Origin of the sequence: Paludisphaera borealis (assembly GCF_001956985.1) — a bacterium.
Lineage (GTDB): Bacteria > Planctomycetota > Planctomycetia > Isosphaerales > Isosphaeraceae > Paludisphaera > Paludisphaera borealis.
Genome location: NZ_CP019082.1, coordinates 1,180,144 through 1,204,799 on the forward strand (window position 1 = coordinate 1,180,144; position 24,656 = coordinate 1,204,799).

At 67.5% G+C, this 24,656-nt stretch carries 21 protein-coding genes; 11 read left to right on the forward strand and 10 right to left on the reverse strand.

Annotation, left to right across the window (positions count from 1 at the left end; all coding sequences use genetic code 11):
• Positions 1–45 precede the first annotated feature (45 nt).
• From BSF38_RS04555 to BSF38_RS04580, 6 genes are all read left to right on the forward strand, one after another.
• The gene (locus tag BSF38_RS04555) at positions 46–798 is read left to right on the forward strand and encodes a DUF4129 domain-containing protein (protein WP_076343658.1); all 753 of its coding nucleotides are present in this window, start codon (positions 46–48) and stop codon (positions 796–798) included.
• On the forward strand, positions 791–2,065 hold the full coding sequence (locus BSF38_RS04560) for a DUF4350 domain-containing protein (RefSeq protein ID WP_076343659.1): 1,275 nt from the start codon (positions 791–793) through the stop codon (positions 2,063–2,065). Before BSF38_RS04555 ends, BSF38_RS04560 begins: the two co-directional genes overlap by 8 nt.
• Positions 2,043–2,999 carry an AAA family ATPase gene (locus BSF38_RS04565; protein ID WP_076343660.1) on the forward strand — a complete coding sequence of 319 codons (957 nt, stop codon included), beginning with the start codon at positions 2,043–2,045 and terminating at the stop codon, positions 2,997–2,999. The genes BSF38_RS04560 and BSF38_RS04565 overlap by 23 nt, the downstream gene beginning before the upstream one ends.
• Before the next feature lie 6 nt (positions 3,000–3,005).
• A complete protein-coding gene (locus tag BSF38_RS04570; RefSeq protein ID WP_076343661.1) occupies positions 3,006–4,316 on the forward strand; it encodes a DUF58 domain-containing protein in 1,311 nt (436 codons plus the stop codon).
• 210 nt (positions 4,317–4,526) lie between these two features.
• Positions 4,527–5,840: a DUF2325 domain-containing protein gene (locus tag BSF38_RS04575; protein WP_145951963.1), complete on the forward strand. Its 1,314-nt coding sequence runs from the start codon at positions 4,527–4,529 to the stop codon at positions 5,838–5,840.
• A gap of 46 nt (positions 5,841–5,886) precedes the next feature.
• Positions 5,887–6,696: a 2-keto-4-pentenoate hydratase gene (locus tag BSF38_RS04580; protein WP_145951964.1), complete on the forward strand. Its 810-nt coding sequence runs from the start codon at positions 5,887–5,889 to the stop codon at positions 6,694–6,696.
• A gap of 33 nt (positions 6,697–6,729) precedes the next feature.
• On the opposite strand, the gene BSF38_RS04585 is transcribed toward BSF38_RS04580, so the two are convergent.
• A complete protein-coding gene (locus BSF38_RS04585; RefSeq protein WP_076343664.1) occupies positions 6,730–7,074 on the reverse strand; it encodes a hypothetical protein in 345 nt (114 codons plus the stop codon).
• A gap of 172 nt (positions 7,075–7,246) precedes the next feature.
• Here BSF38_RS04585 and BSF38_RS04590 point away from each other — a divergent pair, with 172 nt between their 5' ends.
• The 3 genes from BSF38_RS04590 (at position 7,247) to BSF38_RS04600 (ending at position 9,202) form a co-directional block, all read left to right on the forward strand.
• Positions 7,247–7,855, forward strand: a complete 609-nt coding sequence (locus BSF38_RS04590; RefSeq protein ID WP_076343665.1) for a class I SAM-dependent methyltransferase — start codon at positions 7,247–7,249, stop codon at positions 7,853–7,855.
• Positions 7,856–7,987: 132 nt separating this feature from the next.
• Positions 7,988–8,704 carry a Dph6-related ATP pyrophosphatase gene (locus BSF38_RS04595; protein WP_076343666.1) on the forward strand — a complete coding sequence of 239 codons (717 nt, stop codon included), beginning with the start codon at positions 7,988–7,990 and terminating at the stop codon, positions 8,702–8,704.
• Positions 8,705–8,755: 51 nt separating this feature from the next.
• On the forward strand, positions 8,756–9,202 hold the full coding sequence (locus tag BSF38_RS04600) for a putative signal transducing protein (RefSeq protein ID WP_076343667.1): 447 nt from the start codon (positions 8,756–8,758) through the stop codon (positions 9,200–9,202).
• Positions 9,203–9,289: 87 nt separating this feature from the next.
• On the opposite strand, the gene BSF38_RS04605 is transcribed toward BSF38_RS04600, so the two are convergent.
• On the reverse strand, positions 9,290–10,735 hold the full coding sequence (locus tag BSF38_RS04605; RefSeq protein ID WP_076343668.1) for a hypothetical protein: 1,446 nt from the start codon (positions 10,733–10,735) through the stop codon (positions 9,290–9,292).
• 178 nt (positions 10,736–10,913) lie between these two features.
• Here BSF38_RS04605 and BSF38_RS04610 point away from each other — a divergent pair, with 178 nt between their 5' ends.
• Both BSF38_RS04610 and BSF38_RS30545 read left to right on the forward strand, forming a co-directional pair.
• Positions 10,914–11,486: a pyridoxamine 5'-phosphate oxidase family protein gene (locus tag BSF38_RS04610; protein WP_076343669.1), complete on the forward strand. Its 573-nt coding sequence runs from the start codon at positions 10,914–10,916 to the stop codon at positions 11,484–11,486.
• 139 nt (positions 11,487–11,625) lie between these two features.
• On the forward strand, positions 11,626–11,982 hold the full coding sequence (locus tag BSF38_RS30545; protein WP_145951965.1) for a hypothetical protein: 357 nt from the start codon (positions 11,626–11,628) through the stop codon (positions 11,980–11,982).
• A gap of 476 nt (positions 11,983–12,458) precedes the next feature.
• Here the strand turns inward: BSF38_RS30545 and BSF38_RS04620 are convergent, their stop codons facing one another.
• The 8 genes from BSF38_RS04620 to BSF38_RS04655 form a co-directional block, all read right to left on the reverse strand.
• Complete coding sequence (locus BSF38_RS04620; RefSeq protein WP_076343671.1) at positions 12,459–13,448, reverse strand: archaeosine biosynthesis radical SAM protein RaSEA; 990 nt, start codon at positions 13,446–13,448, stop codon at positions 12,459–12,461.
• Between the two features lie 32 nt (positions 13,449–13,480).
• Positions 13,481–14,854, reverse strand: a complete 1,374-nt coding sequence (locus BSF38_RS04625) for an asparagine synthase-related protein (RefSeq protein ID WP_076343672.1) — start codon at positions 14,852–14,854, stop codon at positions 13,481–13,483.
• Between the two features lie 97 nt (positions 14,855–14,951).
• A complete protein-coding gene (locus BSF38_RS04630; protein WP_076343673.1) occupies positions 14,952–15,896 on the reverse strand; it encodes a hypothetical protein in 945 nt (314 codons plus the stop codon).
• Positions 15,893–17,722, reverse strand: coding sequence for a CRTAC1 family protein (locus tag BSF38_RS04635; protein ID WP_076343674.1), 1,830 nt, complete (start codon positions 17,720–17,722; stop codon positions 15,893–15,895). The genes BSF38_RS04630 and BSF38_RS04635 overlap by 4 nt, the downstream gene beginning before the upstream one ends.
• Positions 17,719–21,267 (reverse strand): FG-GAP-like repeat-containing protein, encoded by a 3,549-nt coding sequence (locus BSF38_RS04640; RefSeq protein WP_076343675.1) that lies wholly within the window; start codon positions 21,265–21,267, stop codon positions 17,719–17,721. The genes BSF38_RS04635 and BSF38_RS04640 overlap by 4 nt, the downstream gene beginning before the upstream one ends.
• Positions 21,264–22,118 (reverse strand): ABC transporter ATP-binding protein, encoded by an 855-nt coding sequence (locus BSF38_RS04645; RefSeq protein WP_076343676.1) that lies wholly within the window; start codon positions 22,116–22,118, stop codon positions 21,264–21,266. The genes BSF38_RS04640 and BSF38_RS04645 overlap by 4 nt, the downstream gene beginning before the upstream one ends.
• Position 22,119: 1 nt before the next feature.
• A complete protein-coding gene (locus BSF38_RS04650; RefSeq protein WP_076343677.1) occupies positions 22,120–23,106 on the reverse strand; it encodes an ABC transporter permease in 987 nt (328 codons plus the stop codon).
• A 121-nt stretch (positions 23,107–23,227) separates the two neighbouring features.
• The gene (locus BSF38_RS04655) at positions 23,228–24,406 is read right to left on the reverse strand and encodes an ABC transporter substrate-binding protein (RefSeq protein ID WP_168189307.1); all 1,179 of its coding nucleotides are present in this window, start codon (positions 24,404–24,406) and stop codon (positions 23,228–23,230) included.
• Between the last annotated feature and the right edge of the window lie 250 nt (positions 24,407–24,656).

Below are 24,656 nucleotides of genomic sequence, written 5' to 3' on the forward strand. Positions count from 1 at the left end.
GGAAGTCGTTCATGGGATCGAGTCCCAGGAAGGGGAGCATCGCCTATGGCGATCTCTACGGCGATCCTGAATGCGTCGCGGGCCGGCTTGCATGCGATCGCCCCTGCGCAACCCCCGGCGATCGAGGGCGCCGACCCCGTCGGCGCAGCGCGGGAAGTGTTCCAGGACTCCGAGTTCTGGTGGAAGCGCATCGAGCCGATCTCGAAGCCCGAGACGTCCTGGCTCCAGTCGATCCTGGACACGATCCTGGAGGCCCTCGGCCGCGCCTGGAACGCCGTGTGGGATCTGATCGCCAGGATACTCCGCTTCCTGTTCGGCCGTTTCGCCGGCGAGTCCTCGGGCGGGGCGGTGCTTGTCTGGATCCTCGCCGGGGCGGTCCTCGCGTGGGCGATCTGGAAGCTCCTCCCCCTGTTCCTGCAACGGATCGGTCGCGATACGCCAGTCGTCCGGCCCGACGCGGTCGTGTCGCAGGCTCTGCCCGCGGCCGCCGACCTCCGCGACCAAGCCGTGCAGGCCCAGCGCGACGGCCTCCACGCCGAGGCGATCCGGTTGGCCCTCCTGGCGCTGATCGCCGCGCTCGAGAAGCGGGGGTTGCTCCGCTACGACACGACCAGGACCAACCGCGAGTATCGCGCGGAACTTCGCATACATCCGGAGTTGTCCACGCGTTTCGGCCGGCTCGCGCGGATCTACGAGGGAGTCTGGTACGGCCGGGAGCCGGCCGGCCCCGAGCAGGCGGAAGAGTCGATCCGCCTCTGCGAGTCGCCGGTCGACGGGGAGGCCTTCAGCCATGGCTAAGACGAAGCAGCCCCGGTGGCTCTTGCCGGCCCTGTTAGCGCTGGGGGTGCTCGCCTTCGCCCTCCTCGGAAGCCGGCTCCGCGTCTCATATCGGACGTCTCTGTCCGGCTGCGTCTACGACGGCGGCACGGGAGGGGCGTCGGGCCTGTATCGCTGGTGCGGTCGAATGGGCATCCCGGCGACCCTGCTAGAGGTCCCCCTCGGGGAAGCCCCCCGGACCTTGCCCGCCCCCTCGGGGAACGTGCTGTTGACGATGGGCGACGGCCCGTGGTCGCCCTCGGGGGAGGAGGAGTCCGTCGTGCTGCGGGAGGTCCGCGAATGGCTGAAGCGCGGCAACGCCCTGATCGTCGTGACCAGCAAGCCCAGCAGCCTCCCCTCGGCCTTCCGGGAGGAACTCCTGGCGGACAAGCTGAACCAGATCGACACCGAGCCGCCAGCGGGGCCCCCCGCCCCTGCCACTCTCCTGATCGCGAAAGAAGTGCAGAGCCGTCCTGACACGATCGAGTTGCCTGTGACCGGCGACGGATCGCTCACGGTCGAGGCCCAGAGCGCCCGCTGGAAGCCAATCGCGCCGAAGAGCGACGGGACCGCCGCCACCGCTCCGCTTCCAGACGGCGCGGCGACGGACACGAAGCCGGAGCCGCCCCGCTGGCAGCTCGCGGGTGACGCAGGCGGCGGCGTGCTGTTCCGCTTCCCCATCGGGAGTGGGGCGTGCTACGTCTTGCTCGACGCGTTCCCATGGACCAACGCCGGGCTCGACGCCGGCGAGAACGCGCGGGTGCTGGCGGGAATCCTCGGCCGCGAGGTCCGGGGCGGCTCGCTGGCGATCGACGAGCACCGCCACGGCCACGGGCGGGCCGAATCGTTTCTCACCTACCTGCTGAGCCTGCCAGGCGCCTCAGCCTTCTTGTGGCTTGCACTCGCCTGGGCCCTCCTGTACTACTATACCCGAAATGTCCGGCTCAGGCCGGCCGAGCGGCACGCGGTGCAGGAGCGGAGGACGGCCCAGGAGTACATCGACGCGGTCGCGCAACTTCACGAGCGCGCCCGGGCCGCGCCCCTGGCCGTCGAGGCGGTGGCCGGGCGGCTTCGCCAGCTCGCGAGGTCCTCGGTCGAGCACGAGGCCGCCGTCGAGACGCTGCTCCGCGAGGCCGACGCCTATGTCAAGGCCGAGGGCCGCCCCGCGTCCCCCCGCGACGCCATCCGCCTGGTCACGGAACTAGTCCAGCTACGAAAGCGGCTTTATGGATCTCGAACGATTTCATGAACATGCCCTACGCCTGAAGGACGGCCTGCGACGGGTCTTCTTCGGCCATGACGACGTGATCGAGCAGCTCCTGGCCACGGTCTACGCGGGGGGCCACGTCCTGATCGAGGGCGTCCCCGGCCTGGGGAAGACGCTGCTGGCCAAGAGCCTGGCCAGGCTCTTCGACGCCGACTTCCAGCGTGTCCAATTCACGCCCGACCTGATGCCATCCGACATCCTCGGCACCGAGGTCTTTCATCTCGCGTCCCAGTCGTTCCGGCTGCGCAAGGGGCCCATCTTCACGACGATCCTGCTGGCCGACGAGATCAACCGGTCCCCACCGAAAACCCAGGCCGGGCTGCTCGAGGTCATGGAAGAGCGCTCGGTCTCGCTCGGCTCGGAGACCCATGCCCTGTCGCCGTTGTTCACCGTGCTGGCCACGCAGAATCCCATCGAGTACGAGGGGACGTATCCCCTGCCCGAGGCGCAGGTCGACCGCTTCATGAGCAAGATCCTGATCCGCTACCCGAGCCTCGACGAGGAGTTGCTCGTCCTCCAGGCGTACGACCGCGGCCACGACCTGCACCGCGCGGCGCAGCACGAACTGAAGCCGGTGACGAACCCCGAGGAGGTGCTGGCCGCCCGCCGCGAGCTCGTGGGGATCCGGATCGCTCCGGAGGTCCTGCGCTACCTGGGCGAGGTGGTCCGTGCGACCCGGTCGTACCCGCAGGTCCAGGTGGGGGCGAGCCCCAGGGCCGCCGTGCACCTGCTCTTGATGTCCAAGGCTCGGGCCGCGATGGAGGGCCGCGAGTTCGTGACGCCCGACGACGTCAAGGCCGTGGCGCCGGCCGTCCTACGGCACCGGCTGATCCTCACGCCCGAGGCTCAGGTCGCGGCCGAGACGCCCGACCGCGTGCTCGCGAGGGTTCTGGGTCAGGTGGAGGTCCCCCGCTAACGCACCATGCTCATCCCCACGCGACGTATGATGTGGCTGGCCGCGATCCCCCTCGTCGCGATCCTCGCCGGCCGGGGGGCGCCGGCGGCGATCGTCGCCGCGTGGACCCTCATGGGCTTGTTGTTGGCGGCCCTCGTGGTCGATGGGCTCCTCGCCCGCCGGCTCCCGGTCCGCCTTCACCGCCAGGCCCCCGATCAACTGCACGTCGATCAGGCCGACCGCGTGGACTGGACCGTCGAGAACCGCGGCCTGGCGCCGGTGCGGCTCATCCTGTCGGACCGGGCGCCCGAGGGAGCCCTGGCGATCCCGCCCGTGCTCGAGGTCGATGCGCCGCCCCGCTCCCGAACAACGTACTCTTACGAGGTGGTCCCCACCCGGCGCGGGTTGACCGCGTTCGGCGATCTGGACTACCGGATTCGCGGACCGCTGGGGCTCGCCTGGTCGCAGAAGCGGCTGCCGGCGCTGCAGGAGATCCGCTGCATGCCCCACCTGGCCAACGCGCGGACCGCCGAGCTGGCCGAGCGGCACGCCCTATTAAGGCAAGCGGGCAGCCACCGCTTCCGCTGGCGCGGGGCCGGCACGTCGTTCGAGTCGCTCCGCGAGTACAGCACGCAGGACGACATCCGCTGGGTCGACTGGAAGGCGACCGCCCGCCTGGGCCGGCCGATCAGCCGGAACTTCGAGATCGAGCGGCACCAGCAGGTCGTGGTCCTCGTCGACGCCAGCCGGGCGCTGACGACCTATTGCGGCCGTCGGACGAAGTTCGACGCCATGCTTGAGGCGGCCATTCTGCTCGCGCGCACCACCCTGAGCCAGGGCGACGATTTGGGCCTCATGGTGTTCGCCGACCAGGTCGAGTTGTACCTCCACCCTCGCCGGGAGCGGGCCCAACTGAACGCGGTGATCGAGGGACTTTATGCGAAGGAGCCGCGCCTGGTCGAGCCGAATTACGAGCTCGCCTTGACCCTCGCCGCCAAGCGGAACACGCGCCGCACGCTTTTCATCCTCCTGACGGACGTCACGGTGATCGAGGCGGCCCGTCGCATGCTCCTCTACTCGCGCATGCTGACCCAGCGCCACCTGTTTCTCGTCGTGACGATCGCCGACGAGACGCTCGAAGAGAACGAGTTGCGCGAGCCGCGTAGCGCCGAGGACCTCTACCGCGTGGGGGTCGCGGCCGGGCTCATGCAGGAGCGCACCGTGCTTCTGGAGGAGCTGCGCCGCTCCGGCGTCGAGGTGTTGGACTCGCGCGCCGACCAGGTCGCGGCCCGCGCCATCGAACGGTACCTCGACCTGAAGCGTCGGAACCGGTTGTAGCCGACTAACCCTCGCAGGCCGGAATGTCCCGGCGATCCTTCGCCACGGGGCCGTTCAACTACTCTGTCATTGTGGGGAACTCCCTCGCATTTGGATACGTGGCTGTCAAGCCGCCCCGCCCCGCCCCGCCGCGCCGGCTCGGTCTGGCTCTATCCTTCCGAATGAGCGAGGATCGAACGTAGACCCAGAGGAACCGCCGAGGCCCTCATCATGACGGACGAGACGCGAGCAGATCGACGGCACGAGCGATCGGATACGGGACCGCTCCGGGAATTGACGCTCGGTCGGTCCACACCATCGCCCGATCCGCCGAGTCCGCGCCCCCCGTCGCAGCCCACTCCGGAGGACGACGGCCTGGAATCGCTCGCAGCCCGCTGCCGGTTGAAGGCGGGAGCGGCCCGCTGGGCGGCGGAGCGCCAGCGCCGCATCCACGAGCAGAGCGGATCACCGGACGAGGACGCCCCGAGCGACCCCGCGACGGCGGGGTGGGCCGAGGCGCTCACGGACGCCTTCTACTGGGCAAGCGCCGACGATCCTTCCGGAACTCCCGACGTCTCGCTGCTGGACCACGTGGGCGGCTGCTTCGAGACGGTCGCCGAGGGGCTGCTTCTCGTCCGGGACGCTGAACACCGGCGGGGCGGGTTGGAGCGGGCGCTGCCGCTGCTCGCCGAGGCCCAGTCGGCCCTGCGGCAGTCGCTCCGGCGGCTCAAGGCTCGGGAAGACCCAGACCAGGTGGAGGCGTATGAGAGGGTGCGAGACGCCGCCGCCAGGCGCCATCTCTTCCTCAAGCGGTTCCTGCGGGCCGACGACCCGGCCGACCCGGCGGGATGGCCGGGCTTGCTCGCACGGATCGAGGCCGAAGCCGGGAGCGGTCCGCGGTCGCAGCGCCAGGCCAGGCTTCTCGACCGCCTGCGCTCCCTCTGCGCGCCCATCGGGGGCGAGCCGACCGACGTGGCCTGGCGGGCGATTTTCAACGTCGTGGAGGAGTTGATCGGCGAGGGCGCGCCTCCCAGCAGCCGGGAGGTCCGGGAGCTGCTCCTGCCGCTCCTCGACGACCTCCCCGAGGCGGAGGAAGCGCCGCCGGGCTCCCGGCTCGTGCTGCGGGAGATCGACCGCTACCTGGCGACCCGGCACACGCCCGCAGCCTCGGCGACGTCCCAGGGGCCGTCCGCCTCGGTCCGTGAAGCCGCCCGCCTGCTCTCGGGACGGAGCGTCGTGCTGATCGGCGGGCTCCGACGCCCTGAGGCCCAGCGGGCGTTGAAGTTGGCCCTGGGGCTCAAGGAACTGGTGTGGCTCGGGACCAAGGAGCACCAACCGATCGCGGCCTTCGAGCCGGCCATCGCCCGTCCGGACGTGGCGCTGGTGCTGCTGGCGATCCGCTGGTCGAGCCACGCGTTCGGGGACGTGAAGCCGTATTGCGACCGGCACGGCAAGCCCCTGGTCCGCCTGCCGGGCGGATACGGCGCCAATCAGGTCGCCGCCCAGATCCTCTCGCAAAGCAGCGAACAGCTCGGGGATCGTTGACCCCTTCTCCCGCTCGACCCTACCTGAAGGCTTACTGGACCACCGCATGACATCGGATGCCCCCAAGAACATGGATCATCTCCAACGACTCGCCGACGCCTTTCTCGGGATCTTCCAGGAGCACCGGTGTGACGGCCGGAGCGACGTCCCCATCGGCTCCCTCTCGCTCGACGACGCCTACGAGATCCAGCGGCGGGTCGTCGCCGCCCGCGTCGCCAGGGGTGAGCGGGTCGTCGGCTACAAGGTCGGCTGCACCAGCCGGGCGATCCGCCGGCAGTTCGGCCTCGCTGAGCCGATCCGCGGCCGGCTGATGGCCCCGCACGTCCACCACGGCGACACGACTCTCGATTGGCGCGCCTACCACCGTCCCGCCATCGAGCCGGAGTTCGTGCTCACCATCGGCAGAGATCTGACGGACGAGGTGGGCGACGAGGAATCGCTCATCGACGCGATCGACTGCGTGTCGCCGGGCGTCGAGGTTCACAACTACCGGTTCTGGCTGGGGGAGCCGACCTCGCAGGAACTCATCGCCTCCAACGGCATCCACGCCGCCCTGGTCGTCGGCGACCGGAAGAGGAAGCCCCAGGGCCTCGACTGGGAGATGGAGGGGGTGGGCGTCTGGCTCGACGGCGAGCTGGCGGCCTCGGGGATCGGGGCTGAGATCATGGGCGGGCCGCTTGCGTCCTTGCGATGGCTGGTCAACCACCTGGTGCGCCGGGGCGAGGTGTTGCGAGCCGGAGAACTGGTCATCCCCGGCTCGCCGGTCGGTCTGATCTCGGTCGAGCCGGGCGAACGGGTGACGGCGAGGTTCACGAACGTCGGGCGGGTCGAGGCCGAGTTCCGTGGGGACCGATGATGGGCGAGCATTCCGGTCCCGCCCTGTAGGTGCTCAGACCTCGCCCAGGTCCTCGTTCACCCGCTCGACCAGTTCCCGGAAGTCCTCGTCGGTCAGGAGGAGCGCATCCAGCGGCTTGACGTCCTCCACGAGCGTCAGCAGCTCGACGGTGCTCGACGGCAGGCCCAGGGACCGGCCCCGCCGCTCCATCGCCCTGGCGACGATCCCGTCCAGGCCGAAGGCCGGGGACGCCTGCGCCAGCCGGGAGGCGATTTCGCCCAGGTCTCCTCGATCGAGCTTCCCCTTGCCGTCGAGCCGGGCCGCCTGCGTGATCAGCACGAGCGCCTCGGCGAACTGGTCGCACGCCTCGACTTGCTGCCTTGTGGGCTTCGTCGCCATCGTCGCCTCCTCCCGTCCCTCGACACGGTCGTCATTTCATTCCAACCCTACCCGATCCGGCGACATGCGAGGGAGATGGCTTCGCGTCGCATCCGCGTGGGAGTTCTCGGCCGGCGGCTCCCACGATAGAATCCTCGGTGGTTGATCGTCCGGCTGAAAGAGGAGAACGACCATGAGCGTGCCCGACCGAGCCGTTTTCGAAGCCGCCTACGCTGGCAAGGCCCCTTGGGACGTCGACGGGCCGCAGAAGGCGTTCGTCGACGTGGCCGACCAGATCACGGGGGCGGTGCTGGACGCCGGTTGCGGCACGGGCGAGAACGCCCTGTTCTTCGCTGGCCGGGGCTGCAAGGTCACCGGGATCGACTTCCTGGCCGAGCCGATCGAACGGGCGAGGCGGAAGGCGGCCGATCGGGGGTTGAAGGCGACGTTCCTCGTCATGGACGCCCTGGCGCTGAAAGACGTTCCCGAGGTCTTCGACGCGGCGATCGACAGCGGGCTGTTCCACGTCTTCAACGACGAAGACCGCCGGCGCTACGTCGAGGGCTTGGCGTCGGTCCTCAAGCCGGGGGGGAGGCTGTTCCTGCTCTGCTTCTCCGACGAGGAGCCGGGGACGCAGGGGCCTCGGCGAGTGTCGCGTCGGGAGATCGAGGACGCCTTCGCCGAGGGCTGGACGATCGAGCGCATCGAGCCGTCGAGGTTCGAGGTCCGATCCGAAGAGGAGCCGTTCCGCTTCAGCCCGGGCGGGCCGAAGGCATGGTTCGTGACGGTCTTGGCCACATAACAAACCGAGAGTGGAGACGCCCTGATCCGGCCCGCCTGATTCTCCTGTTGGGGGCGATGCGCGGGGCGTCCATGTCGATCGACGATGAGAGGGCGTTCTCCTGATCGCCTGCAGGGACGAGCCGAAGTGACCATGATCGATCCACCCCGGCATGAGAGGTCGAGACTTGTGACGAGCCCGAAGCCGAAGGTCCTGCTCTCCTGGAGTTCCGGCAAGGACTGCGCCTGGGCCTTGCACGTGCTCCGGCGGCGGTCCGACCTCGAAGTCGTCGGCCTCCTGACGACGTTCAACGAGACGGTCGACCGGGTGGCGATGCACGCCGTGCGACGAGAGCTTGTCGAGGCCCAGGCGGCGGCTGTGAGCCTTCCGCTGTTCCCGATCATGCTGCCCCATCCGTGCTCGAACGAGGTCTACGAGCAGCGCATGCGGGCGGCGGTCGCCGAGGCGAAGGCGAACGGCGTCACGCACATGGCGTTTGGCGACCTGTTCCTCGCCGACGTCCGGGAGTACCGGGAACAGCGATTGGGAGGCACGGGCATCGAGCCGCTGTTCCCGATCTGGACGACCGCCGAAGAGACGTCCGACCTGGCCCGAACGATGCTGGCGGCCGGTTTCGAGGCCGTCCTGACTTGCGTCGACCCGAAGCATCTGGACGTTCGTTTCCTGGGACGGCGCTACGACGCCTCCCTCCTGGCGGAGCTGCCCGCCGGAGTCGACCCGTGCGGCGAGCGAGGCGAGTTCCACACGTTCTGCTTCCGCAGCCCGGAGTTCAAGACGGAAATCCCCGTGACGACCGGCGAGGCCGTCGAGCGTGACGGATTCTGGTTCCTCGACCTCCGGCCGGAATGAAAATGTCATATTGTTTTTTATTAGAGATGTGATTCAGAGGGGCATAAGACCATGTGGCGATGTCCGAAATGCCGGTCGAGAATCGACGACTCGTTCGAGGTCTGCTGGTCGTGCGGGACGACTCCGGACGGCGTCGAAGATCCGAGCTTCGTCACCGCCGACGAGGCCGACCCGATCGCCGACGAGGAGGTCCCCGAGGCGACGGATTTCGACGATCCGTTCGCCGACCTGGCGGGGACGCCCGTGCCGGACCTCGTCGAATGCTATACGGCGGGCAACGCCGTCGAGGCGAAGTTCATCGCCGATCGGTTGAGGGAGGAAGGCATCCCCGCGATCGCCGACAGGATCGACGTCAATATGGCGATGGGCGGTATCCACCCGCAGATGTGGGGCTGCGGCCCCAAAATCCGTGTCCGTCGGATCGACCTTTCCAAAACCCAAGCCTGGCTGAAAGGCTACGAGGAGCACCGCAGGTCGAAGCGAGAAAACCTGGATTGAGCGTGCGGTCCATCCGTCGTGCTCGTGCCCATGTCGGATCGCCTGATCATCCATTATCATCTCCCGATCGGAACGGACGGACACCGGTCACAGGCTCGGCTTCGCTTCAAGGAGTTTGCGATCGTCTTCGCCCCAGCGGTCGAGCACCCATATGGCGATGCGTCGCAGGTCCCGCTCGCCTTCCGTGGTCGGTTTCTGGTTCCGGGCGGCGATCGCACGGACTCGGTCCAGCGCGGCGCGGATCTCGGCTCGGGTCGCGTTCGTCGACTCGCCCCGAGCCGCCATGGCCCGCACCCGCTCAGGGCAGGTCGCGGGCGAGGGTTGGCACCACGTCCGCCCCGAGTTGAAGACCGATTGGATGTCCAGCAGGTCGTCCACGGCCTGTCGGGAGGAAGCCGATCCGAAGACTTCTCGGCCCAGGATCTCCCGAAACCGATCGAGGGGCAAATCCGGGTTGCTGCTGAACTCGCGGAAAGCGATGCGGTTGACGCGGACCGGCAGTTCGTCGTAAGGAGGATCGCCGGGCCGCAGCCAGCCGAAGCCGAGCGGGACTTGCCTTTGGTCCTTCAGCCAGGGTTGTCCCTCCTCGGCCACGCTGGCGACGAATGTGAACGCCTCCAGTGAAGGGACGTAGCCGGTCATCCCCTCGCGGCGGGCGCGCTGGGCGTTGGCCTGGATGTCCTGGGGGCCACGGCGGGCGGGCGAGTCGTCCGACCAGAAGCTGGCGCGGGCCTGCTTGATCAGCGACGGTTCGGGGTGGGCGCTGTGCGGGGTGAACATCAGCGACCACCGAGGGTCGAACGGCAGTTTCGCCGCTTTCACGCCGAAGCCCGGCACGTCGGCCCCGGAGAAGTAGTGCGGATAGACCACGACCGTGGCGTCCGGCTTCCTGGCCCAGACCTCCTCCGAGATCCGCCGGACGAACTGGAATTCCTTCTCGAAGAACCGCTCGCCGCAGTCGTCGCAGTGGCAGATGGCGTAGTCGGACGACTCGATCATCAGACCGTCGGCGTTGGGGTAGAAATCGAAGGCCATTTCCCGGACGTAGTCGAGCATGAACCGCTGCGACTCGGGCCGGGACGGACAGAGGTTCACGCCCCAGCAGCCGATCCCGAACGGGGCCGACGGTTTGCCGTCCTTGCCCACGGCCCTCAATTCGGGGTGCTCCAGGGCGTACTGGTTCGCCCCGTCGTAGCCGAAGGGGGTGAATCCGAGCAAGACCTTGATCCCTTTCGCGTGGGCGTGATCGATGAGGCTCCGCACGAAATCCTTGCGGACGTTCTCGTGGTCCTCGTTGTACTTCCAGGTGATCGGATACTTATGGGATCGGAACCCGCCGGCGATCCAGAGGAACAAGGTGTTCCCGCCGTCGTCGCGCACGCCGTCCACGATCCGCTCCCAGTCGGCGAGGTCGTACGTCGGCATCCGCATGAACGTGAGGTAATAGCCCCGCTGCGCGAACGGTCCGTCGGCCTTCACCGCATCGGGAGCGGAGAAGGTCGCGAGGGCGAGGGCGGCCATCAGGGAGAACATGGTGCTGGGGCCTCGTCTTGGCGTTGGTCGGCATGGGCCCCAAGCGTATCAGATCCACGAGGTCGCCTCGACATGGCGTCCGTCACCCCGGCGAAGATCACGACGAACCTCGAATGGCCCTGAGGGGTCTTGAAAGCGGTGTAAGGAGCTGAATGGTTGTTCGAAACGCGAGGCGACGATGGGCAAGGTGTACGACGAGATTGATGCGGGACTAGAAGCCTTCATCGGGAAGCAGCACCTCTTTTTCGTCGGCACCGCCCCGAATTCGCTCGACGGGCGTCTCAACATCTCGCCCAAGGGGCTGGACACGTTCCGCATCCTCGGACCGAAGTCGGTCGCCTACCTCGACCTGGTCGGCAGCGGGATCGAGACCGTCGCCCACGTCCGCGAGAACGGCCGGCTCACGATCCTCTTCTGTGCGTTCGAGGGCCGTCCGCTGATCCTGCGGCTGTACGGCCGGGGCCGGGTCGTCGAGCCCGGCGACGCCGACTGGCCCGGCCTGATCGCCGAATTCCCCGATTACCCCGGCGCTCGGACGGTGGTCGTCATGGCCGTGGAGCGGATCGCCGACTCCTGCGGGTTCGCCGTCCCCCTCTACGAATTCAAGGGGGATCGCTCGCAGCTTGTCGATTATGCCAATAGCAAGGGTCCCGACGGTTTGGAGCAATACAAGGCTCAGAAAAACCGTGTGAGCATCGATGGGCTCGACGGGTTGAGGATGGAACAGCCCCACGGCGAGGGCGTCCGCTGAGGCGTGGGGAATTCGAGAGGGCGTAACTCTCGATTCTGAGGGACTGTCCACGAACAACGTCCCAGTATGGGTTCAAGAAAAACTACCACGGAGGACTCGGAGAATACGGGGGGACTCAGTTCCATGGATCGGTTCCCGAATGGTTCTCGATTTCTCTCTCCTTCCGCTCCGCGTCCTCCGTGGTGAAAATATGAGTTTCTTTGACCCAATGTTCCGACTCCACATTTTCGAGTTGGTTGCTGTTGGTGAACGGCCCCTGAAGATTCGCGTGTTCCCGACCGTTCCGGGCTGCCGGCGATTTGGGTTTGTTCGCGCCGAAAACGCACCGTGGCGTCCCTTCGATCACCCGCTCGACGCCGCTCGGGCGGATTGGGTTCGTTCGCGCCGAAAGTACCCCATTCCTGCCTCGGCCGGCTTCCCCAACGTCCTCACGGATTTGGGTTCGTTCGCGTGGAAATCTCCGGTGGCGATCCTCGTTGTTGGAGGCGCAAGATGATGGTAGAGAAAGCTTTAAGTCGGTGTTTTGAGGTCCGAGGATTGGGTCCGTTCGCGCCGGATTTCCGGGCCGACGATCGGTCGAGGCCCGCATGACCCTCGCTTTGCGACGACGCGCCGATTGGGTCCGTTCGCGCGTTTTCAAGGTTCGGCCACGCCCTGCTCGCCTCTCGCCATCGGCCGATCGGAATTGGGTCCGTTCGTTCCAATTCGACGATCCCGCGTCGTCGGCGGCGGACTCCCGCTCGATGTGCGTACTTGCCGCCGGATTGCCAATGAGCCGGTCCTTCGCTGATCCTCCAGTTTAAATATACGACGTGCGGCGGGCCTTGGACGAATCCTCTCGCCGGTCGGATCATGCCGGAGCACGTTGATCTGTCGCCTCTCGCGAGCCGCCTCCCGAGGGCGGCCGATACGAGCCCGAGGCGCCAGCGAGTGAATCGATTCGAATGGCCGACCGGAAATCCATCCGGCGGCTCAGCCGCATTGGTCGCATTGGATGCGAGCCGGGATCGTCTGGGTCGCGTTCATGCCTTCGATTCGTTGAATGCGCCGCTCGGAGCAATCGGCGCAGCGGATGAATTGGTCGACGTCCCAGAGGTCGGCGAACACACGGCCGGCGCGGAGGGAGAGGCCGTATTCGAGGGACGATTCGAGGGAGTTGAGCGAGGGCCGAGCGAACTCGCCGGCGGCCAGCAGCGATTCCATTGCGCCATTGCCGGGCCGGGTCGGGATCAGCGAACAGACGGTCGCCCGGCAGTCGAACGCGAAGTCGAGCGAGCGCCTGGCCCACTCGATCCCCTCCTGCTCCGAGAGCCAGGGAGGGCGGACGAGGATGAAGACCCGCAGGTCGATAATTTCGTTGTGCAGGAATTCGGCCGCGCGGCGGAATTGATCCAGCGTCATGCGCTTGTTGAGCCGTTCCAGGACCTCGGGGTGGACGGTTTCGAGGCCGAGAGCCACTTCCAGCCGACCGGAGAGGAGGTCTCGGAATTCGAGGCTGCGCGGGCCGACGAGGGCCGGATGACACTCGACGATCGTCCGATCGAATGGGGCCGTCAGATGTGCGATGGCGGGGTACTCGTCGACCGGAATGGCGTGCGGGTCGAAGAAGCTGCCGGCGTTGTAGAGCTTGAGAGCCGATCGGCCCGACGTTCGGGGCGGCAGGTTTTCGAGGGCGTGCGATATTTGCGCGGCGATGGCGCCTGCGGGGACGGTTTCCTCCAGCGTGTTCCGCCAGAGGTCGCACATCAGGCATCGCCAGGGGCACTCGCGGTTCGCCAGGAAGATCGTGGCGACGTCGACCGGCTCGCCGTCGGGGCCCGGCTCGGTCTCGGCCAGGAACGCGTAGGGCCGCAACGGGTCCAACACGTTCCTGGCCGGTCGACGATCGAGAATCCAGCGGTTGCGCTCGCTCGGCGACGACGGATAGACCGAAGCTGATTCTTGGGACGAAGAGCGTTCCACGTTGCCTCGGCCGTCAGTTGTTCAAGGATTGATCAAGCGGGGACGGCGTTGCCGGAGACGCGCTCGGCGGACGGGTCCCAGGCGGTCCGGAGCCGTTCTTCCCACTGGCGGAGGAAGACCTGGCGGCACCACGATTTGCTGACCTTCCATTGGCGGTACGAGTCGCCGCCGACGCCCGCCTGGAACCGCCGCTTGTTAAAGACCGGCATGCGGATTCCGGTGACCGCCTCGACGCCCTCGCGGACGACCTGCGCCTTCAGCGCGTACAGCCGATCGGCGCTCCCCTGGAGCAGCTCCTCGAACGGGATGGCCGCCGCCTCCGCGATCACCGACCGCGTCGTGTACGGGCTGAAGGCCGAGAAGCCCAGGTGCTGCGCCGGGGCGTAGGTACGAGCGTACGACCGCGAGAGACCGCCGGAGTAGCACTGGCTGTGCTTGATCGCGTCGACGCCCCAGCCTTCCTGGTACAGCAGCGGGTTCTTGAGGATGCTGGAGAGCGTGAGGTCCGAGTCCTCCATCGGGTAGGCCTTCAGGTTCTCGTCGCCGCCGTCGCCGTCGAGAAGGTACTGGAGCGCCGGGTAACGCTCGCGGACCGCCTTCAAGAGGACGATGCTGGCGGCGGCGCACTCGACGTCCAGCGGATGGTAGTCCTCGATGATCGAGATGGCTTCTTCGAGGTCGGGGATCACGTGCGGCCGAGCGATCCGCTCCCAGCTCGATTCCAGGCCCAGTTCGTGTACCCAACGCTCGGCCTGCGCCGCGTCTTCGCCGCCGCCCAGATCAAGGGTGAACGCCCTGGCGAGGTCGGGGTCGCGGCCCAGTTTGCTGAGGGCGTGACGGGCGAGCAGCAGCACCGAGCTGCTATCGACGCCCCCGGAGAACATCACGCCGATCTGCTGGCCGTCCGGCACGCGGGAGATCCAGTTCTCGACCGACTTGGCGGCCGCGCCCACGTACGACGCGCCCAGTTGCTTGATGTCGTTCGGCCCCTTGCCGACCTCGGGCGTGAAGAACCGATGATAGCGCGGGTTCGGGTCGGGGCAGCCGACCTGGTCGAGTTCGACCATGTAGTGGGCGGGAATCATCCGGGTGTACTGCGGGTCGAACTGCCAGCCGATCTTCTCGCGGCAGCAGTATTCATAGAGGCTGTCGATCCGGTCGGCCACGACGAGGTAAGGGCCGTGATATCGCTTGGCCACGAAGTAGCGGAGCGGCTGGCCGATGGTCCGCGCGAGGCGGACCGTCTGCCCGTCGCGGATCGTAGCTGAGAAGTGGCCGTCGGTCGCTTCCAGCCGTTCGACGTCGTTCCGTCGCAGCGCGTCCTCGACGTCCGAGAGCGGAGCACCGGTCAGTCCCGACTCGCGCGGTCCAACCAGATCCACCAGGCGTTCCATTCCAGCCAGCATGTGACGACTCCTCACTTTCGCGGGTTGCGGGCTTTCGCCCGCATCGGGGAAAACGCAGGCTCGACGCCTGGATCACAAACAAGATTTCGCGTCAGGCTCAGAGCGACTGAACCGGATTCGCGGACGTACCGCACGTCGACGCTTCAACGAGGGCGGGCTTCGTTTCGTGGGCATGCTCATCGTCGGCCCGCTGGAGGGCGGCCCGACGGTGCTCGTTCCACCAGATCTCGATGACGACCGCGGCCGGCCCTACCAGGAACAGCGCGTAGTACGGCGCATGAACGACGCGGTTAAGGCGCAGAATCGCCTCGGCCACGGCCACCAGGAAGGCGACTACGCACTGGCCGCGCCACGATCGCACCGTCGTCTTCGGGTCGGTGATCATGAAGAAGACGTAGAGCTGGTACATCGGCCCGGTGATCGGCGCGACGGCCGCCAGCCACGGATCGCCCGTGATCATGCTGCGCACGCCGGCGAGCGCCAGGAACGTAGCGACGTAGGTCGCGCAGATGTGGAACCGCTTCAGCCGCCAGATGATCGCCGAGCCCAACGCCCAGATGATGAGCATCGGCCAAAGGGCGTTGCCCCACTGGATGCTCAGGCTGGCCACCGAGGCTGGCGCCAGGAACAACATGGCGCTCACGCCCAGGTTCGAGGGGTTCCAGATGTGCCTGCCGTGCCATCGGATCGCGTATTTCGACGTGATCGAGATCAGCGCGCACAGGATGTACGGCCAGTAGGCCGGCGACCGGATCAGGATGCCGATGCTGATCCCCGTGATATACGCGCTTGCCAGGTGGGGCCATTTGCCGAGCATCAACCGGCCCAGGATCAGCTCCATCGCGATGCTGGCTCCGATCGCCAGCAGCGTCCGCGTATAGCTCTCCAGGAAGCCGAAGGTGAGCTGGCCGGCGAGCAGGATGCCGGTGATCAGCACCGGCGCGAGGAACCGGTTTTCGAGGCTGAAGAAATGCGGTCGCTTTCGCGGGCCAGGCGACGACGGCGAAGGTGCGGGCGCGGGGCTTGAGATCGTCGTGGTCATCGGGGCTCCTCCAGCTTATGGACTTGCCCCACGGCCGGGGCCTCAAGGGTTTGAACGGCGCCGGAGGGCCAGCGGACGACGGCCTTCTCGATCTTCGGGTCCTTGCCGAGCCCGAAATGGACGCGACGCTGGTTCTGGGCGGAGTAGCCGCTGCTGCCGTGGACTTCCTGGAGCTGCTCCTGGCCGTTCCAGAACAGCCGGACCTGCGCGCCGATCGCGCCCCGGTTCGATTTGGTTCCGGTCAGCTCGAAATCGATCCATGCGCGATCGGGCGGAACCCCGTTCTTGTAGACGAGCAGCGGCCCCTTCTGGTTGGCGATCAAGACGTCGAGGACGCCCCGGTTCCAGAGGTCCACGAGCGCCACGCCGCGGCCGTCGTGGGTGTCGGTGTACCCGACCGCCTGGGCGACCTCGCTGAAGTGGCCTGCTCCGTCGTTGAGCCAGACCTTCTTCTGCTGGTAGCCCGAGAGGCTCTTGCCCTTCATCGGCGGCCAGTTCTTGGCGTCGGAGATGATCGTGCTGTTGCCGCCGGCCACCATCGAGAACTCGTACCAGTAGCTCGTCCCCTTCTCCGCCGAGACGTAGCCGTTGGTGAGGATCAGGTCCTGGGTGCCGTCGTTGTTGAGGTCGCCGAACTGGGCGCCGAAGCTCCAGCCCCCCAGCTCGACCCCGAGGGTGCTGGCGAGGTTCTCGTAGTGCAACGAATCGCCCGAGGTTCCCTCCTTGGGGACCCAGAGGTTGTTGCCCTGGATCAGCACCCCTTCCTCGGAGATGTTCGTCACGTAGACCGAGAGTTTGCCCTGGTTGAAGACGTCGCCAAAGGCCACGTTCATTCCGCTTTTCGGGGAGGCGCCGACGCCGGTCGTCTTGCCGACGTCGCGGAAGGTGCGGCCCTGCTGGTTGGCGAACAGCTCCGAGACGCCGTAATCGTTGGCGATGAACAGGTCGGGATAGCCGGTGCCCCGGAGGTCGGCCGCGGCGACGCAGAGCGCCCAGCGGTTGCTGTCGATTCCAGCGGCCGCCGTGACGTCCTCGAACGTCCCGTCCCCCTTGTTGCGAAACAGGTACTTCCGGCCGCCGTTCTTGGCGTACTCGAAGCTCTCGGGCATCATCTTCGTGTTCTTGAGATCCCAGAGATTGAGCTTGTCGTCCCAGTAGCCGGCGACGAACAGGTCGAGGCGGCCGTCGCGGTCGAAGTCGAGCCAGGTCGAGCAGCCGGCGTTGATCCAGGCGGGGAAACCGGCCTTCTCGGTGACGCGCGTGAAGCCCTTGCCGGCGTCGTTGTGGAACAGCTCCTGCCGTCCCCATTTGTAGACGAACAGATCCTCGAAGCCGTCGTTGTCGTAGTCGCCCCAGAGCGAGCCCATCGACACGCCGGTGCCAAGCTGATTGAGGTCGGCGACCCCGAGCGATTCGGCCACGTCGCGGAACGTGCCGTCGCCCAGGTTCTTGTAGAGGCGGTTCTTGCTCCCTTCGCCGCTGTCGGTCGTGTAAAAATCCTGCCAGCCGTCGCGGTCGAAGTCGGCGACGGCGACCGACGCCCCCATCGAGGCGATCTGGGGCATGATGTGGTCGAGCTTCGCGTCGAGCTTCGGCGCCTGGTGGACGAAATCCACGCCGGCCGATTTCGACACCTCTTGCAGGTCGAGCCCGTACCGCGACGCCTTGCGATCGGCGGCGGCCGTCGGCGAGCCTTCGGCGGCCTTCCGATCGGTCTCAGCGACCGGCGCTGGCGCGCTCGACGTGGAGCTGTTGTTCAAGACCTTCAACGCGCCGAGCAGGCCGACGAAGATGACGATGGCGGCTGCCTGGGTGTATCGCCTCATGGCTTCGACTCCGATTTGCGAGCGGGCCGATTCTCCAACCGGGGCCTGATCCCATCCTGGAAATCGCTCGGCGTGACGTAACGTGTATGATACTGCCGCCAATCGTCCGGATGTAAGCGATACACCGGATCGTCCTCAAGCGCGCCCGGGGGGGCGTCGTAGCTCGTCTGCGAGTGCGACGGCAGGGGTAGAACGGTCTTGGAGAAGGCGGTGTTGTAGTCGCCGTCCTTGTTCCAGCCGTCGCCGATCATGACGAAATCGCGGACCCAGCCCGACGGCGGCGGCGGAGGCGCGGGGAAGCGGAGGGCCAGTTCGTCCCCCGCGTTGGCGATCACGTAGCGGTCGTCGACCTTCTCCAGCAGCTCGCGGACGTCGCCGTACCGCGTGTAGTAGCCGATCAAGTCCCGCCACGGCTGACCTGTGGCGCCGAGCGTTCCGTAGTCCGGCAGCTCGGGCGAGCTGGCGTTCGCTTGCGTCATCAACGAGTACCCGCGCCGGCGGAACTCGGCCGACTCCGGCGGGAGCCGCTGCGTCTTCAAGGTCGTCTCGGGCGCGGCCTCGGCCACGGCGAGCGAATCCCAGTAGATCTCCAGGTTCGTGCGAAGCCGGAGCCGCCGGGGAGCGCCGGGAGCGAAGAGGCCGTCGAGATCGACGAGGATCGTCTTGTTCTTGCCCGCCGGGAAGCCGAGGTCGTCGCGTGCGACCTTCCAGCCGCCGCCGTCGGGGGTGGGGACTTCCAGGATCAGCCCCTGAGGCTTGATCCCGGTCCCCTGGCCGATGGCGACGTTGATCGAGCTGTCGGTCGGATGAATCCAGCCGTACGCGACGAGTCGAAGCGGCCGGTCGCGCGGGACGTCGTCGCCGATCTCGACCTCGACCCAGTGGTCGCGCGTCACGCCCTGGTAGAAACCCCGGCCGAAGTCGTCCAGATAGCGGCCGTCACGGGCGGCGACCGCTTCGGTCACGTCGCGGCCCTGATCGTCGCGGGCGGAAGCCACGGGGTGCGGCGGCCCGGTCGAGTGAACGGCCAAGCGGGGCGGTTGCCGGGCGAACCGCTCGTCGACGAAGACCTCGGTTCCCGACGGGTGATCGACGACCATCAGCGAGGCGTGGTCCCAGTAATGGGTTTCCCACAACTCGGCGGTGATCCGTACGTCGTAGAATCCGTCTTTCGCGGCGAGCTGATCGCCTCGTATTTTGACCCAGTCCTCGGTCTGCGCGACGCCGGCGGTGTCCTGGGCGTTGATCCGAAGGCCCAGGGGCGACCTCCAGATGAAGTCGGTCACGAACCGCACGGCGGTCCCGTCGAAGGCGTAGAGGAACGGGCACGAGCCCTTGAGCCGCTGCTCGGCGGGCAACACCAGGTCGGCCTTGTTGTGGCATTCGGTCTGCATGGTCCCGTTGGGCCAGACGATCCGGGCGATGTCGAAGCCAAGGTTCTCGCCCAGCCCGATGTGGAGGATCGGCCCGGTGATCACCTGCTTCTGGACGAGTAGTCCGGCCCGAACCTGGACCTCGCCGCCGAGCCCGAACGAGTTGATCCGGCCGTCGCCGAACGTCTTCGCGCCTCGGGGTCGGACGGCCAGCCAGTGGTAGTCCTTCGACCCCCGGCCGAGCCCTCGGGCGGGGTGGCCTTTCTCGGCGAGGCCCGCCAGGTCGAGGCGGCCGTCGTCGTTCAGGTCGGCGACGGCGAACACGCTGAGCCCGGCCGGCGCGGTCGACGCGCGGAAGCCCCCCTTGCCGTCGGCGAGCTGAATCCAGCCGCCGGTCGATCCCCAGCCGACCAGGTCGGGAGCGCCGTTGTTGTCGAGGTCCGCGACGAGAAGCCGCGCGCCGTCGCCGACAGCCCCCGGCGACCGGACGGCTTCGACCGTGTCCCACGCTTTCCCCTCGTCACGGTCGGTGATCTGAAGAACCGTCCCGTCGGCTCGCATCGCCAGCAGGTCGATGTTTCCATCGCCGTTCAGGTCGGCGACGGCCAGGGCGGTGAGAGCCGCCAGTCCCTCCGGAGCGGTTCGGGGTTGGTACTTGCCCGCGCGTTCGTTCGACTCGATCCGCAGCCCCCCCTTGGCGTCGAGCAGCGCGGCGTCGGGATCGCCGTCGCCGTCGAGGTCGGCCCATACGAAGTCGCGGAGGTCGTTCGTCGCTCCAAAGAGGTCGATCGCCGTGAACGAGCCGTCGCCGTTGTTTCTCAGCACCGTCGTCTTGCCGCTTCTGGCTCCGAGCACCAGGTCGAGATCGCCGTCCATCTCGACGTCCGCGGCCCATGCGCCGAAGAGGTCGGCGCCCAGGACGGCCGGATCGAGCTTGGTCGCCGCGGTCACGTCGGTGAACGTCCCGTCCTCTTTCTGCTGATAGACCTTCAGCCCCCCTGCCCCGGCGAGCACGAGGTCCAGCAGGTAGTCGGAGTTCCAGTCGATCGCCAGCACGCCATGAGCTGACGGGGGCGATCCCGGGCGACCGGGGAACGGCAGCGGCGTTCCCGCCTTGTCGAGCCGCCGCACGGACTCGGCGTCGGCCGCGAACAGCGTCGTCGGCCCGTCGCCGGTCAGCGGCGTGGCCACGATCGTGACGGCCGCCGTCGGGCCCGCCTCGCCCGTGGGCTCGACGGTGAACGTGAGCGCCTCGTCCGGCGCTGCGACCACGAGCGGCGGCTGGGCCAGCTTCAAGAACTTCGTGATCGGTTCGCCGACCGTCCCGACCGGCGTCTCGACCGTGGTCAGGGCCTGACGGAAGGGGAGCGTCGGCAGAAGCAGGTTGCGCAGAAAGACCACGCGCGTCGCGGCGGCTCGCGGATTGGTTTTCGCGGCCTGCTCCAGTTCAGCGTAGATCTCTTGCGCCTTGGACGGCCACGAGGGGGCGAGCTTGCCGAGCCGCTCGACGGTGTCGCCGAGCGTCTGTGATTCGCCCTGCTTCGCGGCCAGTCGGGCTCGTTCGAGCAGGACGACGACGTTGTCCGGCAGTAATTCCGACAGCGCGACCGCCAGCCGGAGCGCCTCGGCGTCGCTGTCGGGATCGGCCTGACGCTCGACCTCCTTGACCAGCGCGAACCTCGATTTCAGGTCGCCGGCGTCGAGTTCGACCGCCCGCCGCAGATGCGTGATCGCCTCGGCGAATTGTCCTCGGCGACTTTCGAGGAGCCCGAGCAGCCGTGCGATCGCCCCGCTGTCGGGGGCGAGGCCCCGGGCGCGCTCCAGGTTGGCGGCCGCGCCGTCGTAATCGCCCAGACGGAGCTTCAAAAGCGCCAGGTCGGCCCACGCGGCCGGCTCCCCGGGGATCAGCTCCGTCGCGCGGGCGAGCGCCGCCTTGGCGCACTCGACGGCGTCGGCGTCGAGTGCCGCGACCCCTTCGTAGAACGCCGAGACCATCTCGCGGTAGACGTCCGAGCCGGGAGCCGGCAAGCCGTCCGCCGCCGGCTGCGCCGGCATGATCTCCCCGCGTCGAAGCAGGAACACGCCCGCCAGGCCGGCGCAGACGAGGATCGCCGCCAGCGCCAGGGCCAGGGGCCGCGCGAAACTCGATCGTGGCGTGGTTGGATCGCTCATGATTCGCTCCGTCGCGGCCAGGCCGGGGGATGGACCGCGTTTGATTCGGCGGTCTCGTCGGTTCCGCCGCCGGCGAAGTGCAGCAACTCCAGGATCTCCGCGCGGAGTTCCATGAACGGGTGACTGTTGCGGAGCCGAGGCCGTTCCAGGTCGACGTCGATCACGCGCTCGATGCGGCCCGGCCGAGGGGTCACGACGACGATCCGGTCGCTCATGTAGATGGCCTCGTCGATGTCGTGCGTCACCAGGACCATCGTCGTGCCGCGCGCCTGCCACAGCCGCAAGACCTCGTCTTGCATCCTCATCCGCGTGAACTGGTCGAGCGCCCCCAGCGGCTCGTCGAGCAGCAACACCTTGGGGTGGTTGATCAGCGCCCGGGCCAGCGCCGCCCGCTGCGCCATGCCGCCCGAGAGCTGGTGGGGATAACGGTCGGCGAACGCTTCGAGGCCGACGAGACGGAGGAATTCCTCGACTTCATGGCGATGGCGATGGAGAATGCCGCGCGCGACAAGACCCGTCTGGATGTTGCGGCGGACGCTCAGCCAGGGGAACAAGTTCGGGTCCTGGAACATCAGCCCGCGCTCGGCGCTGGGGCCGGTGATCGGCGTGCTTCCGACCCGCAACTCGCCCGAATCGGGCTGTTCCAGCCCGGCGATGAGCCGCAGAAGCGTCGACTTGCCGCACCCGCTGGGCCCGATCAACGACACCATCTCGCCCGCCGCGACCGACAGCGAAAAACCGTCGAGCGCGAGCAAGCTCGCCCCGTCCGCGGAGCGGTAGCTTTTGGTGACGTCGGAGACCAGCAGTGACGACCCTTCGTCTTTCGTTTCGTCGCCGTTGAGAAGACTCATATCACCACCGGATCACGCCCTTCTGCCAGCCGAGCACGCGATCCCGCACGGCGAACAAGAGCGTCATGAGGCCCGAAAAGAACGCCGCCATGATGATCAGAGCCGCGTAGACCTTGGCGTATTCCACGTAACCCTGCTGCCACTTGAGATACCACCCCAGGCCCGCCTTCACCCCGACCGTCTCGGCCGCGATCAAGGTCAGGAACGAAGCGCCCAGCCCCATGAACAGGCCGAGGAAGATGCTCGGCATCGCCGCCGGAATGGCGACGCGGAAGATCAAGTACCGTCGCCCGGCCCCGAGGGTCCGCGCGACGTCGAGGTACGAAACCGGGACGTTGGCGATGCCGGAAGCGGTGAGCATCGTCATCGGGAACCAGACCGCCATGGCGATCAGGGCGCTCCCCGAGACGAAGGCGTTGCTGAACAGCGCCATCACCAGCGGGATGTAGGCCGTCGCGGGGATCGGCCCCACCACCTTCATCACCGGCATGCCCCAATAGCGGACGTTGCGGAACCAGCCGATAAGGATTCCGCTGACCAGGCCGGCCGCCACGCCCGCGAAGTAACCGGTGAACAGCAGGATCAACGAGTGATAGGTACTCTCGAACAGCATCCCTCGATCGTCCCACATGCCCTGAAAGACCATATCCGGGCCGGGGAAGTAGGGCAACGGCATCAAGGCCAGCTTGAGGGTGACCAGATCCCAGATCACGAGCGCGACGATTCCCCCGGCCATCAGCGGGGCGTGGTGACGCGCCCAGGGCCGCAACCGCGGCCACGCCCAATGGACCACGGCCACGGCGATCGATACGGCCAGCAGGCCTTCAAGCAGGATCGGATAGAGCCGGGTGGGCACCGGCGATTGTCGACTCGGCAGCGTCCAGTGAAGCGCCAGCGCGGACAACGCCGCGATCGACGACGAGAGCACCGCCGCCGCGGCAAGCCCGCCGCCAGAGGCCGGCGCGGTGCCAGCCGGCCCCGTCGCCATGGAGGATCTCGAACTTTCTGAGGACAAGACCGAAACTCCCGTCATCTCCAAGGATGGTCGCAACACGTTTGGGCCCGGCGATGCGCCGGGGGCCGTCAAGACGCCGGCGCCGACCGCCGGCTCACTGGCCGCAAAGGTCGCCCCCGGACTCGCAATTGTCGCACATGAATCGGAAATCCTTTGCGCTGGCGAAGAGCGCGGCGAGGCGGTCGGGGTCCATCGGCGGCGGCGGACCGCCTCCGGCGACCTTCTCGACCTTCAACCCCTTCAGCCACTCGTCGGTCACGCCGTCGAGGTCCTGCCAGGCGTTCTTGGCCAGTTCCGTGGGATCGGTCGTCGAGCCGAGCAGGCCGATCTCCTTCATCTCCTTCGACGCCAGCAGGACGCTCTCGCGGCACCGCGCGACTCCCGGCGTGTACTTCAGCTTCGAGATCGCCTGGGCGTTCACTTCCACCGACGAGGCGACGTAATTCTTCTCGACCGAGAGCTTGGCCGCCGCCGTCGGGTTGAGGTCCACCCACGCGGCCCCCTTGAGGAGCGCCCGCGTCACCTTGGCCGCCGTCGCCGGGTCTTTTCGGGCCAGATTGCCGCTGACCACCACGGCGCAGCAGTACTCGCCGCTGTACGGTTCGTCCACCGCCGAGTCGGCGATCGTCCGGACCTTGTTCTGCGAGAGCAAAATCGTGCCGATCGGCTCGGCGTCGCACACCGCGTCGATCTGGCCGTTGTCGAGGGCCAGGCCCAGGACGTCGGGCGCCATCGCCACCCATTCGACGTCCTTCGCCGGATCCATGCCGGCCGCCTTCAGTACCCGGCTGCTGAAGAGGAACGGCGGACTTCCCAGAGCCGTCGGCACGCCGATCCGCTTTCCCTTCATATCCGCGACCGACTTGATGTCGGACTTCGCCCCCGCTTGAAGCCGCAGGCAACCCGAGTGGATCCCGCCCGTGAGCTTCACGTCCAGGCCCTTCTCGATCGGCTTGAGTAGATACATGATGAGGTGGTAATTCGCGTCGAACCGGCCGAGCCCCAGGCCGTCGCGCAGGCTGTCCCAGTCGGTCTTGACGAACTCGACGTCCAGGCCCTCTTCCTTGTAGTAGCCGTTCTCATACGCCGCGAACATCGCCGCCTCGCACGTCAGGCCGAGGTAGCCGATTCGGACCTTGGTCGGCCCCGAGCCCGGCGGCCCGCTCGCCTCTTTCCCGCACCCTCCCGATAGGGCCAGGGCCGCGATGCAGCTTGCGGCCAGGATGGCTCTGGCGATGGCCAGGATCGGTCGACGCGGTGTTCGTGGGTTCATCGAATCTGCTCCGGGGAAGAGGAAGTCGAGACGGGATCGACCCGAGATCTGGCTTTCGACGACGAACGATCGCCAGAGCGCTCCCATCCTTGGCGCTCAACTCTTACCGTCAACCGTTGATCCAAGCGTCGAAGGCCGCGTCGACGATCCTGGGCCGATGCCGTCGTGCACGGCGGCCGGGTGGAACGATCAGAGAGAACCGCTCGGGTCGAGCACAAGGCCGCCGCGCTTCTCGAGCGCGGCGATCGAC